13 protein-coding genes are annotated in these 13990 nt (G+C 66.0%); 10 read left to right on the top strand and 3 right to left on the bottom strand.

Annotated elements, in window-relative coordinates:
- Nucleotides 1-5 precede the first annotated feature (5 nt).
- From J2X21_RS17590 to J2X21_RS17580, 3 genes are all read right to left on the bottom strand, one after another.
- Complete coding sequence (locus J2X21_RS17590) at nt 6-701, bottom strand: PEP-CTERM sorting domain-containing protein (protein WP_310330756.1); 696 nt, start codon at nt 699-701, stop codon at nt 6-8.
- A gap of 143 nt (nt 702-844) precedes the next feature.
- On the bottom strand, nt 845-1447 hold the full coding sequence (locus tag J2X21_RS17585; RefSeq protein ID WP_310330753.1) for a 3'-5' exonuclease: 603 nt from the start codon (nt 1445-1447) through the stop codon (nt 845-847).
- Between the two features lie 19 nt (nt 1448-1466).
- Nucleotides 1467-2429 carry a GlxA family transcriptional regulator gene (locus J2X21_RS17580; protein ID WP_310330751.1) on the bottom strand — a complete coding sequence of 321 codons (963 nt, stop codon included), beginning with the start codon at nt 2427-2429 and terminating at the stop codon, nt 1467-1469.
- Nucleotides 2430-2520: 91 nt separating this feature from the next.
- Between J2X21_RS17580 and J2X21_RS17575 the strand changes: the two genes are divergently transcribed.
- From J2X21_RS17575 to J2X21_RS17530, 10 genes are all read left to right on the top strand, one after another.
- Nucleotides 2521-3297: an MBL fold metallo-hydrolase gene (locus tag J2X21_RS17575; RefSeq protein ID WP_310330750.1), complete on the top strand. Its 777-nt coding sequence runs from the start codon at nt 2521-2523 to the stop codon at nt 3295-3297.
- Nucleotides 3298-3400: 103 nt separating this feature from the next.
- Nucleotides 3401-4687 (top strand): oligogalacturonate lyase family protein, encoded by a 1287-nt coding sequence (locus J2X21_RS17570; protein ID WP_310330748.1) that lies wholly within the window; start codon nt 3401-3403, stop codon nt 4685-4687.
- A 259-nt stretch (nt 4688-4946) separates the two neighbouring features.
- On the top strand, nt 4947-5318 hold the full coding sequence (locus tag J2X21_RS17565; protein WP_310330746.1) for a response regulator transcription factor: 372 nt from the start codon (nt 4947-4949) through the stop codon (nt 5316-5318).
- Complete coding sequence (locus J2X21_RS17560) at nt 5318-6082, top strand: HD-GYP domain-containing protein (protein WP_310330744.1); 765 nt, start codon at nt 5318-5320, stop codon at nt 6080-6082. Before J2X21_RS17565 ends, J2X21_RS17560 begins: the two co-directional genes overlap by 1 nt.
- 83 nt (nt 6083-6165) lie before the next feature.
- Entirely contained in the window at nt 6166-6912 is a 747-nt protein-coding gene (locus J2X21_RS17555; protein ID WP_404667381.1) for an ABC transporter substrate-binding protein, read from the top strand.
- 10 nt (nt 6913-6922) lie between these two features.
- The gene (locus J2X21_RS17550) at nt 6923-9406 is read left to right on the top strand and encodes a sensor histidine kinase (RefSeq protein ID WP_310330742.1); all 2484 of its coding nucleotides are present in this window, start codon (nt 6923-6925) and stop codon (nt 9404-9406) included.
- 322 nt (nt 9407-9728) lie between these two features.
- Entirely contained in the window at nt 9729-10373 is a 645-nt protein-coding gene (locus tag J2X21_RS17545; RefSeq protein WP_310330740.1) for an excisionase family DNA-binding protein, read from the top strand.
- Between the two features lie 2 nt (nt 10374-10375).
- Entirely contained in the window at nt 10376-11089 is a 714-nt protein-coding gene (locus J2X21_RS17540) for a response regulator (protein WP_310330739.1), read from the top strand.
- Between the two features lie 150 nt (nt 11090-11239).
- Nucleotides 11240-11791, top strand: a complete 552-nt coding sequence (locus J2X21_RS17535; RefSeq protein WP_310330738.1) for a chemotaxis protein CheW — start codon at nt 11240-11242, stop codon at nt 11789-11791.
- An 8-nt stretch (nt 11792-11799) separates the two neighbouring features.
- Complete coding sequence (locus tag J2X21_RS17530; RefSeq protein WP_310330736.1) at nt 11800-13872, top strand: methyl-accepting chemotaxis protein; 2073 nt, start codon at nt 11800-11802, stop codon at nt 13870-13872.
- Nucleotides 13873-13990: the final 118 nt, after the last annotated feature.

Genomic DNA, 13990 nt, shown 5'->3' with positions numbered 1-13990 from the left:
CAGACTCAACGCCGACGCAGGCGCCGGGTCTGGCTGGCGGCGGCCAAGGCCAGGCCGACGAGCACCAGGCTCGCGGGTTCAGGCAGACGCCCGACGCGGCTGACATCCAGCCCGATGTTGTCGAGTTGAAAGGCGTGTGGACTGTCTGCGCCAATGAAGCCGGTGAACTGAAGCGAGACGAGGTCGCTGCTGCCCCAGATCGCATCAAGCACGGCCGCCTGGAAATCGGCATCGCCGCCGGGGCCGTCGTTGGCGCCGTCGATGGCCAGCAACTGCGAGATCGTGCCGCCGCCCAGCAGCGTGCCGGTCAGGAGCAGGGAAGACGCGCTCCAGTCATCGGTCGCGTTGAGGCTCAGTTCGGCATAGTCCAGGCCGGTCAGCCGGAAGGACGCGTAGATGGCGGTGCTCATCGTGACCGGCGCGACGGTGGCTGGAACCAGGCCGGGCCTGCCCACCGCGAGTGCCGTGGTGCCGTTGGCCGCGCAGGTCGGACTGCAGGAGGAGCCGTTGAAGGCGACCGCCAGAGAGCCGCCGGCCGGCGAGAAGTCGAAGCCGCCGCTGCTGACAGTGGCATGAACGCCGGTCGATGCGTAGTTGGAGAAGTCCACCACCACAGGCGCGGCGTGGGCCAGCGGCGCGAGAGCCAGGGTGAGCAGCGCGCCTGCATGGCGCAGCGCGGGAACCAGTCGGGTGAATGGCATGGCGAGCTCCGGAAGTGAAGTCATGCGGGAAGCATGGATCGCGCCGTTCGTTTCGAGCTAGGGGGGCTTCCTGGGTAAACGCCGCTGGTTCGCGACGTCAGGGCAAAGCGAGCCCTCGAAGTGTCAAGTTGATCGACACCGGCCTAGCCGGTTTCCAAGGCCTGGTAGACCAGCAGCGACGCATGCGCGTCGTTGGCCGCGTACTGCAGCTGCTGCGGCGTCAATGTCTTGTTGGCCCAGTTGGACGTGGTGGCCTTCTTGGACTTGGTGAAGCGCTGGCCCAGCACGACGGCGACGGCGGTCTTCAGGCCCACGGCGTCCTTGAAGCCCAGGCGCTTGACCATCTGCGACACGTCGATGGACGCGCCCAGCCGCAGGCCCAGCTTGCGGTAGATCTGCGGCCGGTCGGACGCCAGGCCGAAACCGACCTTGACCACGTCGTCCGACTCGATCATGGCCTGCAGAAAGCCCTCGACGCCCGGCGTGGCGGTCTGCACGATGAAGGCGTCGGTCGGCGTCGCGAACTGGATGACCTCGGGCCCGGTCTGCGGCGCGCCGGCCACGAAGGTGGGCTTGCTCTCGGTGTCGAAACCCACATGGCCGGCGGCGCGCAGCGCGGCGGCGGCGAACTCCAGCTGCTCGGGCGTCTTCAGCAAATGGATGCGACCGACCGGCAGCGCCGGGTAGGGCGGCAGGGCGGCGATCTGTTCGGGTGTGGGCCGCGGCAGCGGCGGTGGGTTGCGCATGGCGGGAGTATCCGGGCGTTCAGGGGCGGTGCTGCTGCCGGAATTCCTGGGGCGTCTGGCCGGTCAACGCCTTGAAGCTGCGCCGAAAACTCGCCTCGTCAGCAAATCCCAGGCCGGCACAGACCTCGCCCACCGACCGGCCGGTGTGCAGCAGGTGTTCGCTGGCCTGGTGCAGCTTCACGCGCCGAACGAAGGCGCCGGCCGGCTCGCCCGCCAATGCCTGCGCCTTGCGTGCGAGCGTGCGCGGGGACACGGCCAGCGCCGCCGCCAGGCGTGGCAGCGTGGCCTCCGCAGCCGGCGTGGCCTCGGCCACCGTGCGCAGTCGCGCCAGCAGCGGATCGGTCGCCGGTGTGAGGGCCAGGCCGTCGAACACCGGCGCCGGCTGGCGAGGGCGCGGCAGCATCATCAGCCGCGCCACGTCCTGCCACGCCTCTGGGCCGATCACGGGCTCCACCTGCGCCGACACCAGCGGCAGATGCCCATGCACGCCCGAGGCCGTGGCCACGCTGCGCCCGGCCACGTGGGCGTGCTGCCATTGCCAGTCGACGCGGGGGTGGCGTTGCTGCAGCCACGGCGCCATCCACCAGGCCGCGGTCGCGGGCTGGCCCACCAGCCGGCCGGATTCGGCCACGAGCGCGACGCCGGTGCAGTAGCTCCACAGCGCCACGCGCCGGGGCAGCGCGCCCAGCGCCTGCACCAGCTCGCGGTTGTCGGCCAGCCCACGCGGCAGGTGGTCGGGCGAGCGCGACCAGTAGCCCGGCACCAGCAGCGCATCGAGCCGCGCATCGGTCAGTGCGGCCTGGGCCCGCAAAGACATGCCCTGGGCGCAGGCCACATCGCCGGCGCGCAGCCCCACCCACACCGTTTCGAACACCGGCCGGGCGGCGCGCAGGCTGGCCGCGCTGAGCAGATCGGCCGCGGCGAACAGGCCAGCCGGCATGCAGCCGGGGTAGAGCAGCAGGCCGATGCGGCGGCGTGGCATGAAATGCAATGAATGTGTCATTCCAGGTCATTATCCTCAGGGCGGCCGCTTTCCACAATCGGGCCTGTTCACGCTTCGGGAGCAGACCCATATGCAGATCACCCAAGTCCGAAACGCCACCGTCGTGCTGAGCTACGCCGACGACCTGCGCATCCTCGTCGACCCGATGCTGGCCCCGGCCGGCGCGCTGCCGTCGCTGAAGTGGCTTACTGCACAGCGCCGTCGCAACCCGCTGGTCGACCTGCCGGCGGGCACCGACGCGCTGCTCGATGGCGTCACGCATGCGCTCATCACCCATTGCCGCAAAGGCCACTTCGACCATCTGGACCGCGCCGGCAAGCGCTGGCTGCGCGAACGCCAGCTGCCGGTGCTGTGCATGCCTGACGACGCGGCCTACCTGCGCGAACGCGGGCTGAACGTGCAGGTGCTGAACGCCGAGGGAGCCACGCCGTTGCGCAGCGGCCGCATCACGCCGGTGGCCTGCCTGCACGGCGAAGGCTGGATAGGCCGGCTGATGGTGCACGGCCACGGCTACATCATCGAGCAGGCCGGCGAGCCCAGCGTCTACCTGGCCGGCGACACGGTGCTGACCGACGAAGTGCGCCGCTGCGTGCGCGAGCAGCGGCCCGCCGTCAGCATCGTGCCGGCAGGCGGCGCTGCGATGGACCTGGGCGGCGAACTGATCATGGACGCTGACCAGGCGCTGGCCCTGGCCGCCGAGGGCGACGGCGTCTTCATCGCCAACCACCTGGAAGCGCTGGACCACTGCCCCACCACGCGCGCCAGCCTGCGCGACGCGGTCGCGTCGGCAGGTCTCGGCGCACGCATGCTGGTGCCGGAGGACGGGCAGACGCTGCAGTTCGCCTGACGGCTCATTTACATGAGCGTTGTCGCCTCGCGGGTCCGCGGCTGCCGCGCCGGGCATGGGTGCTGGCTAGGATGGCCGTTTCGCATTCGCCACGACGACGACGATGAAGACAAAGGCTTGGTGGGGCGCGCTCGCGGCGGCCCTGGTGCTCGGCGCGCTTCCCGCTCCCGCGGCCCTCGCGGCCCTCGCGGCCGAACCCGCCGGCTGGACGGACACCACCACCGGCCGGCGCATCGTGCGCGTGGACGACAGCCCCGGCAACTACGGCCTCTACTTCAACTACAACCCGTTCACGCCGCAGGGCGATCTGATGATCTACCTGACGGCCGAGGGCGTGCGCGTGGCCGACACCAGGACCTGGCAGACCCGGTCGGTGTTGAAAGGCAGCGTTGACCGCCTGCTGTTCGCCGGCCCCAAGTCGCGCAACGCCTACTACACGCTGCGTGACAAGGCGGTGGAGGAGGGCGGCCCGTTCTCGGTCTGGTCGGTGGACATCGACAGCGGCAAGACGCGCAAGATCGCCGACCTGCCCGGCGGCCGCGTGATGGCCATCAATGCCGACGAGACGCTGCTGGCCGGCGTCTGGGAGACGGCGCCACCGCCGGCCCACATCGCCGCGCAAGGCAAGCGCGATCCGGTGACCGGCTCGCCGCATTACGCGGGCACCGGGCCGGACGGCAAGCCCTTGTCGTTCGCCGCCGCCAAGGGCAAATGGATGGCCGAGCGGCTGGCCGCGCGCGTGCCCATGGAGATGTACAGCGTGGCCATCGCGACCGGTGAACGCAAGTCCATCCACCGCGCGACCGACTGGCTCAACCACCTGAAGTTCTCGCCCACCGACCCGACGCTGCTGATGTTCTGCCACGAAGGCCCCTGGCACGAGGTGGACCGCATCTGGACCATACGCATCGACGGCACGCAGCTGACCAAGATCCACACCCGCACGATGGCCGGCGAGATCGCGGGCCACGAGTTCTGGGGCCGCGACGGCAAGACCGTCTGGTACGATCTGCAGTCCCCTCGTGGCGGCGTGACCTGGCTGACCGGCCGCAACCTGTCCACCGGGGAACAGTGGCGTTATGAGGTTGCGCGCGATCAGGCGTCCTATCACTTCATGCAGTCACCCGACGGCCAGATGTTTTCCGGCGACGGCGGCAACGCCGGCAAGTGGATCAGCCTGCTGAAGCCCGTGCAGCGCGAGAAGCCGGTGCCCGGCCTCATCACGCCGGGCCGGCTGGAAAGCATCCGCGTGGCGGACCTCGGCAAGCACGACTACACGCTGGAACCCAACCAGCACTTCACGCCGGACGGCAAGTGGCTGGTCTTCCGTTCCAACCTGGAAGGCAGGCCGGCCATCTACGCGGTGGAGCTATCCGGGGTACGACATTAGGTCTCCCGAAGGCCTTTGCTACTCCCAGAGGCGTCCTCACTTCGACGGCCGGCGAAAAGCGCGGTTCTGAAACGATACAAATCATTCACTGAAATGATGTCCGAGCACATCAACTCGGATGCACCCCGCGCGCAAGGGAGAGGGGCGTTCTGTAAGCCAAATAATTCCGGAATTGATATGCTAATCGCGCCTCCCGCGTTGCAATTTCAAATAATAAAAATGACACTTCAGGTCACCCGCACGAACGAGGACGCAGCTCATGAAAAGGATCTTGATAGTGGACGACCACGCCGACATCCGTCGGCTGATCCGCATGACGCTGGAGTTCGAAGGCTACGACCTCATCGAGGCACCTGACGGCCCGACGGCGCTGCGCCTGGCCGCGGAGTTGCTGCCGGAACTGGTATTGCTTGACGTGATGATGCCGGGCGAGATCGATGGACTGGAGGTCTGCCGAAGACTGCGCAGCGACGAAAGTTTTGCTTTGCCGCGCGTCATCCTGCTGAGCGCGCGGGGTCAAGCCACGGACCGTGATGCCGGCCTTGTTGCAGGCGCCGACTTGTACCTGGTCAAGCCCTTCAGCCCACTGCAGTTGATCGACTGCGTCGCTCAGATGTGGGAGACAGTGTGATGACTGCAACTATCGACGTCATCGCCACGCCGGTCGGACGGAGCTTCGACGAATCGGCCGCAGCTCAGATGGAGCGCTTGGTCGTAGACCTGCGTCAGATGTATGACGAGCGCAATGAGGCCCTGCGCGAAGTCACACGCGCTCATCACGACGCGCTTCTGCGTCTCGCCCTGGCAGCGGATTTTCGGGACGACGACACCGGCGTGCACATGGTGCGCATTGGCTACCTGTCGGAAGCACTGGCATTGGCCATTGGCGAATCGGCGGCCTATGCCGAGCGCCTGCGCCGCGCCGCACCCATGCACGACGTTGGCAAGATTGGCATTCCTGACTACATCTTGAAGAAGCCTGGCAGCCTCAGCGGTGAGGAACGTCGCGTGATGACGCGTCACCCTGAAATCGGGTCAGACATTCTGGGGCGCTCTCGCGTACCACTGTTCCAATTGGCGGCGGAAGTAGCGCTGACGCACCATGAGCGTTGGGATGGCGGCGGGTATCCGCGCGGTCTGCGCGGCGAAGCCATTCCGCTGTCCGGTCGCATCGTGGCCGTGGTCGACTTCTTCGACGCCTTGACGATGGATCGCTGCTACCGAAAGGCTTATGCCGACGGGGTGGCTTTGGACATGTTGCTTGAGCAGCGCGGCAAGGCGTTCGACCCTCGTGTTGTCGACGTTTTCGCGGAGCACGCGGTGAAGCTCGTGGCTGTGCGTGATCGCATCAACCAGCAGCCGCCTAGTTTCGACGAACTGGTGGGGCTGGCATGAGCAAGCACGACACGGCCATTGTTTTCGCCCTTGCCGCCTTGCGGCGTTTCATCGCCACGGCAGCCGCCGCAATGATGACGGCGATGGCGGCTCCAATCGCCCAGGCGCAAGTCCTTGATCAGGTGCGGGCGAGCGGCACGCTGCGTGTTTGCATCTGGCCTGATTACTACGGCGTGACCTATCGCAGCCCGCGAACCCAGGGGCTCGCTGGCATCGACATCGACCTGTCGGGCGAACTGGCCCGCGAGCTGAATGTCCGACTGGCCTATGTTGAGTCGTCGTTCCCGCAACTCATCGGGGATCTGAACAGCGGCCGCTGTGATGTGGCCATGTTTGCCGTGGGTATCCTGCCCAGCCGCAAAGAACAACTGGCCTTCACCGAGCCGTACTTGCAGAGCGACATCTATGGCGTCACCACACGAGCCAATCGCACCGTGCGCCAGTGGGGCGACATCGACCAACCCGGCGTGGTGGTTGCTGTTCAGGCCGGCACCTTCATGGAGCCGGTCATGCGTGATGCGCTCAAGGAGGCGCGCATGGTGGTTGTGCGCCCACCTTCGACGCGCGAGCAGGAGTTGGAAGCCGGCCGCGTCGATGTCTTCATGACCGACTATCCCTACAGCCGCCGCTTGCTCGACAACGCCGACTGGGCGCGGCTCGTCGCGCCGCCCAAACCGTTCTTCGTGCTGCCCTATGGCTATGCCGTCAAGCGCGGAGATGCTGCTTGGCTTGCGAGACTGGACGAGTTCGTTTCCGCCATCAAGCGCGATGGACGGCTCTCGGCGGCGGCACGCCGCCACGGTCTGGGTGAGATCATCGTCACCCAGTGACGAGGTCGATGTGACCAACCACCGCGCCCCTTCGCGCACGGCAGGCCAGGCACTGCTGGCACAAGGGTTTGCTGCCTTGTTGGCGCTTGCGGTCGTGCTCGTGCTGGCCGCCTTCGTCACCTATGAGCGGCGTGAGGTTCTCAAGAATGCACAGGAGCGGGCAGAGCTCATCGCCCGAACGCTTGAGGATCACGTCACGCGGACCGTCGACTCCGCGTCACTCATTCTGCAGACGCTGGCAGAGGCAGTCTCGCGCGAGCGCAACATCGAAAATTTTCAGCCACTGCTGGACCAGCCGCTTCTCACCGGCCTTCCATTCCTCCGCGGAGCTGCCATCCTGGACGATTCGGGCAGCGTGCTCGCCAGCTCCATCACCGCCGATCGTGGCGGGCGCGTTGATTTGCGCAAACTCGGCACCTTGCCGGGCGACGGGCGCGATGCACTGCTCCCCCTGGTGCGGGGCCGCAGCCTGGCCGATCTGGCACCTGACGCCCCGCGACCCCGTGCCACAGGAGTGGTCATGCAGCCGCTGCTGCGTGCGTTGCGTGGGCCAGATGGCCGGCAACTGCTGCTCGTGGCGCTGATCAATCCCGGGGCGCTTGCCAACTTTCAGCAGGCCGCGCTGGCCGAACCCGGCGGCGTAGCCATGCTCAGCAGCCTCGGTGGACAACTCATCGCGGTCAACGATCGGCTGCAGCTTGAGCCAGGCGCTCTGATCACCAGTCATCCTGTGTTCCAAAGTTGGCTCCCCGATCGCGAGCATGGGGAGTACCTGGGAACTGGCACGCAAGCCGGCCCGCAGGTGGTGGCCTTCCGCGCGTCCCGCAAGAGGCCGCTTGCGGTCATCATCGAGCTGGACGAAGCCGCCGTGCTGACTTCATGGCGTGAGCGCCTGAGATGGCTTGGCTTGCTGGCTCTGCTGACGCTGGTAGCCATCGGCAGCGGTTTGGTCGTGGTCTTGCGCCAGATTCGGGCACAGGACCGCGCGCGACTGGCCCTGGATCTTGCGCATGAACAGGTCGCTCTGAGAGAGCGGGAGATGAGTGTGCTGCTCAAGAGTGTGCAGGAGCTGATCTTCCGGACTGATGTTGACGGCGTCATCACGTTCGTGAACGCTCGCTGGGCCGCAGTCAGCAATGGTGACATGAGCAGTGCACACGGGCTTCGCCTGACCGACCTTGTGGTTTGTGGCGACAAGCAGCGCACGGCTGAACTCTTCCGACCGGACGACCGCGCTGGTGTCCGACAGGCTCAGGTCTGCGTTCCACAAGCCAACGGCCAGCGCCGCCACTTCCTGGTTGCTGTCGTTCCGCTCCAGGGCGGCGACGGGCGCTTGGTCGGCTTCGCGGGCAGCGCAGTCGATGTCAGCGAGCAGGTGGCGGCCGAGCGGCAAGTGAGTCGTCAGCTCGCATTCACTGGACTGTTGCAGGAGATCAGTCCGCTGCCCGTGTCCATGTTCGACACAGCCGGTCGCTACGTCATGGTCAACCAGGCATGGGAAGACTTCGTCGGCCGATCGCGTGATCAGGTGGTGGGCGCCGAGGTGGGGCATTTCCTGCCTGCTGAAGCTGCAGCCCTGCATGCCGGCCTGGACGCCCAGTTGATGGCCCGCGGCGGCAGGATTCGCTATGAAGCCCGCGTCCAGCATCAGGACGGGTCGCTGCGTGACATGGTCGTCACCAAGGTTGTCGTGCCCGGCGAGCATGGCCAGCCTGCGGGCATCCTGTGCACGCTGATGGACGTGAGCGAGTTCCGCGATGCCGAACGCGCTACCCGTGAGGCACGTGACGTGGCCGAGCGGGCATCGCGTGCCAAGTCCGAATTCGTTGCCAATATCAGTCACGAACTGCGCACCCCCCTGCAGGCCATTCTCGGGTTCTCTGAACTCGGCATGACCCGCGGTGGCAGCAAGGAGATGCTTGCCGGCATGTTCACCGACATCCACCTTTCGGGTCGACGCATGCTGGCCCTGGTGAATGACCTCCTAGACGTCTCCAAGCTGGAGAGCACCGTCGGCGGCTTCGAGATGGAACGCTGCGACCTGCGCACGTTGCTCCAGGCAGCGTTGCGGGAACTGGACCCCTTGCTGAACCAGCGTCGTCTGCAACTCAACCTTTCGCTGCCCTCCTCAGAGCTTTCGGCAGAGGTGGATCCCGGTCGCATTCACCAGGCCGTGCGCAATGTGGTGGCCAATGCGATCAAGTTCTCGCCGGAGGGCGCAGAGGTGCACATCGAAGCACGGCGTACCGCAGATGACCGATGTGAAGTGAGCGTCGCTGACCGGGGCCCGGGCATTCCCGCTGCGGAACTGGAAAGCGTCTTCGAAGCTTTCGTCCAGTCCAGCCGGACCAAAGATGGGTCCGGCGGTACCGGCCTTGGGCTTGCCATCTGCCGCAAGATTCTGGGCGTCCACGGCGGTCAGATCACGGCCGAGAACCGCACCGGTGGGGGAGCACTCTTCCGCCTGCAGCTTCCCTTGGCGATGGCGAACTAGCTGGCAACTTTCGCCATGAATGCATCAACCAACCTGCCTTCACTGGGCAATCGTCAGTCGCAAGCCACCTCAGGACGCTGGCAAGGCAGAGTACAGCGGCCCTTGAACCCAGCCACTTGCGAGTCACGGTGGCGGGCGATTGGGCAAGGACTCAAGCCTGCAGGACGCCCTGACGTGAGTCTCAATCGGCGGCACTTGTACTTGAATCGATTGCATAGCATTGCAGATTGCAAATCCCCGAACCACATCTTGGTGGCGGGCTATCATATTTGTCATTCAACGCGCATGACTCTCTGGGATTGAGAGTCTTCAAATTTGACTGATGCCCAGGACTCCCGCAGACATTGCCACCGGCGCTGACTTCAGCACCATTGAGGTCGCCAAGTTGCTCGGGCTGGCCGTACGTTCCGTGCAGATGATGGTGGACCGCGGCGAGCTTGTTGCCTGGAAGACGCCTGGCGGGCATCGCCGCATCTCCAAGGAATCTGTCCAGGCGTGGGCGGCCCGCCGCGAAGGGACTGCTGAAGCGGTGAAGCCGGAGGAGGCGCCAGCGCCGCGGAGCGGGGCACGGCCAAGTGCCCCCCGTGGGCGCGTGCTGCTGATCGAAGACTCCGTGCACTACCAGAAGCTGATCGCCATGGTGCTCGCCCAAAAGTTCCCCGAGCTGGAACTCCATATTGCGCCGGATGGCATCGTCGGGCTCGCCATGTACGGGCAATTGCAGCCGCAAGTGCTGCTGGTCGATATCCTGCTTCCCGGCATTGATGGCGCAGCCCTGATCGGCACCTTGCGCTCCGACCCGCATTTTTCAGGCAGCCAGCTCATCGTCATCACATCGCTGGATGAGACCCAGCGCGAACCTTACGCTTTCGCGCTTGAAGGGGTTGCGGTCGTTCACAAGCCGCGTCTGGTCGCGGAATTGCCAGCCCTGCTGGCGGAGCAATTCACCGAGGAAACGGTGGAGTGAACATGGCGCCCAGCGTGTTGCTTGTCGAAGACGACAGCATCATGCGGCGCTTCGTCAGCATGGCGCTGGGCGAACTTCCCATTCAGCTCGTCGTCGTTACGACGGTCGAAGACGCCCTCGCCATACTTTCCCAGCGGTCAGTCGCCCTCATCCTGACGGATTTGATGCTGCCCGGTCGTTCGGGCATGGACCTGATCGACGCCCTCGCCGCAGAGCCTCGATTGAGAGGCGATGCCCGGCTGGCCGTTTTCAGCGCAGGCCTGGACGTCGCCACGCGGCGGATCCTTGAGCGCCCCGACGTCTGGCGGCTGCTGTCCAAACCCTGCAGCGTGGCGGAACTCGAGGATTGCGTCACGGCGGCACTGGCCGGTGAGCCTAGCCCTGAGAGCGGAGTCACCCTGAAGGTGCATTCCGAGGGCGACCAAGACGTGATTGCCGAGCATTTCGACGGCAATGCCGCCCTGTACCACGCCTTCCGCGCCAGTTGCCTCGAGCAGTTCCAACTGGATCTGGTTGCGGGCCGGCGTGCAATGGCGGCCACCGATGCCCCCGGCTTGCGTCGCCTGGCGCACAACCTCAAGTCGATACTGCGCACCCTCGGCCACCGCGACGCCAGCGACTGCGCAGCCGCGCTTGAAAATGCTTGCGAGGCCCATGACTGGAATATCGCCCGTCCGCGCTGGGAAGCGCTGGCAAGACAGCTGGAGTCGCTCTAACCCACCGGACTGCATTTGAAATGAAATCATGTGATAGACGTCACATGCATAAATGCTAGAAATGCCACTCCATCGCCTACCATAGAAGCATCTTAAACAGATCAGCCTCGGCTGTCGGAGCGAGATGCGATGGACCAAGCCCTCACTGTCATGAGCACGCCGCTCGACCACAGGCGACAGTTACAGCTGCAACCGGTTGGCGTTGAGTCACCGGCGGCCAGCGCAACCGCCCGACCTGGCGAGTACCTGAGCTTTCAAGTCGGCGACGAGGAGTACGCGCTGAGCATCCTGCAAGTGCAGGAGATCCGCCGCTTCGAGCCGCCGACACGCATCGCCGGCGCGCCGCCGAGCGTCAAGGGCGTTGTCAACCTGCGCGGCGTCATCGTGCCCATCGTCGACCTGCGCCTGCTTCTTGCTCGTGAGGAGCCGCGCTATGACGCTCTGACCGTCGTCATCGTGCTTAACGTGCGGGGCCGCGTGGTTGGCGTCGTCGTCGATGCTGTCAGCGATGTGCTCGCCCTCAGCGAAGCCGAGATCCGGCCGGCTCCGAGCCTGCAAAGTGGCGCCGTCCACTTCATCAATGGCATCGCCACGGTCGCATCGCTCGAAGCCTGCCAGCGTGTGCTGATCCTCACGGACACCGAGAAGCTGCTGGACGACCCGTCCATTGGCGTGCTCAAAGGTCCGAACGCGCTGCACTGAAGCAACAGTTGCCCACTTCGCCGCAAAGCCAAAAGTCTCTTCGGCCCCGATCTCCGCATCACCCAACGCCGTCGCGGGTCGCGACAGCCACTCCAGGAGTCACCATGCTCAATCTCGCTCAAACGCCATCCGCCAGCGCCACTGGGCTCGGTGAGTTCTTTCGGTATCACGGCTGGCTGTCACCCGGCGTGCGATTGTTCCGCAAGCTGTCCTTCCCGGCCAAGGCCGCCTGCATCGCCGCGGCATTCGCCGTTCCTCTGGTCATGCTGGCCTGGCTGGTGTGGTCAGTCAGCCAGGGCCTCATCAGCAGCACGCGGCACGAACTGCAGGGCCTGCGCTATGTCACCGCGATCCATGAGGTGACGGCAAGCGCGCAGAACCGCAGGCGCGCCGCAACCACGCAGGTGGCCGATCTGAATGAAGCCCAGGCCAAGGTCGACGCGGCCTGGGCCAAGCTGGAGGCCGTCCACCGCCAGGAAGGCGCGGAGCTCGGCATGGACAAGTCGTTTGCCGCGGCGCGGGAGAGCCACGAGGCGCTCAGGCGCAGCCCGGCGGGCGCCACGCCCGACGAGACGTTCGCGAAGCACAACCAGTTCGTCAAGACGCTGCTGTCTTTGGAAATGGACGCCGCCGACGGCGCCGAGCTCAGCCTTGACCCTGAACTGGACACCTATCACCTGATGTTGCTGGGTGTGCAGCGTGGACCCGCGCTGCTGGAACAGCTGGCCGAACTGCGTGGCCTGGGCACGCTCGCCCTCAAGTCCGGTGAGTTGCCTTACGACCGCCGTCGCCACATCACCGACAACCTGGCCGTGATTCCCTTCCTGCAGGGCGACATGCTGCGCTCGCACCAGCAAGGTATCGAATCCGGCGCAGCCGAGGTGGCGAAGCGCCTGAGTAGCCAGGAGGCCGATCAAGCCGTCCGCGCATTCGTCGCGGCCGCCAATGAGCAACTCCTGGGCGCAGAGCTGAAGGGCAGCGCCGATGACTTCCTGAAGCTGGGCAATGCGGCCGTGGCCGCCCTGGCCGACTACAACAGTCGCGTGCTGGCCCGCCTGGACGAGCGGCTGAAGGAGCGCATCGACGTTAAGAACCGGATGTTGGCTGTGGAGGCCAGCATCGTCGCTGGCTTCCTGCTGCTGGCGCTCTACCTGATGCTGAGTTTCTACAAGGTCATGATGGGCGGGCTCAACGAGGTGTCGGAACATCTGCGCGAGATCACCCGCGGCAACCTGGCGACGGCGCCCAAGCCCTGGGGCCGCGATGAAGCGGCTGAGCTGATGGTGACGTTGGGTGAGATGCAGGTGGCGTTGCGCCGCATCGTCTCCGCCGTGCTGAGCGGTTCGGCGCAGGTGCAGAACTCGAGTGGCGAGATCGCCGACGCCGCGGTGGACCTGTCGAGCCGCACCGAGCAGTCCGCAGCCAACCTGGAGCAGACCGCCGCCACCATGGAGCACATTGCCGAGCAGGTGCGCCAGACCGCCGCGACGGTCGACGGTGCCGCCCGCATCGTGCATGACAACGCCGGCGCAGCGGGCCAGTGCGGCCAGGTGATCTCGGACGTGGTCCGGACCATGGAAGAGATTCGCCAATCCTCCGGCCGCATCGGCGAGATCATCGGCACCATCGACGGCATCGCCTTCCAGACCAACATCCTCGCGCTGAATGCCGCTGTGGAAGCCGCAAGGGCGGGTGAGCAAGGCCGCGGCTTCGCGGTCGTGGCATCGGAGGTGCGGGCGCTGGCTCAGCGGTCTGCCCAGGCCGCCAAGGAGATCAAGACACTGATCAACACCAGCATCGAGCAGGTCGAGTCCGGCCACTCCGTGGTGGGCCAGGCCCGGGAAATGGTGGCCGGCATCGTCACCAATGCCGCGCACATGGCCACGATGATGAGGGAGATCACCGAGTCGACGCAGCAGCAGCGGCAGGCGGTGGTCGAGGTGGGCCAGGCCGTTCAAGCCCTGGACCAGACTACGCAGCAGAACGCCACCCTCGTTGACCAGACCTCCGCCTCGGCCAGCGGCCTGGCCGAACAGGCGCAGCGCCTCAACGCAGAGATCAGCTTCTTCAAGCTCGCCTGACCGGCAAGCGCAGGCCGCATGAGGTCTGCCGCCGGTTCACAGGGAGTTTCAACGGTGTCGGCGCAGCAGTCCAGAGGGCCGCGGCATCCGGGGGACCGCCGATGGCCCGGCTGGCGCG

It is taken from the genome of Roseateles asaccharophilus (assembly GCF_031458115.1).
Classification (GTDB): domain Bacteria; phylum Pseudomonadota; class Gammaproteobacteria; order Burkholderiales; family Burkholderiaceae_C; genus Pelomonas; species Pelomonas asaccharophilus_A.
This window is presented reverse-complemented; position numbering and strand designations above follow the sequence as displayed.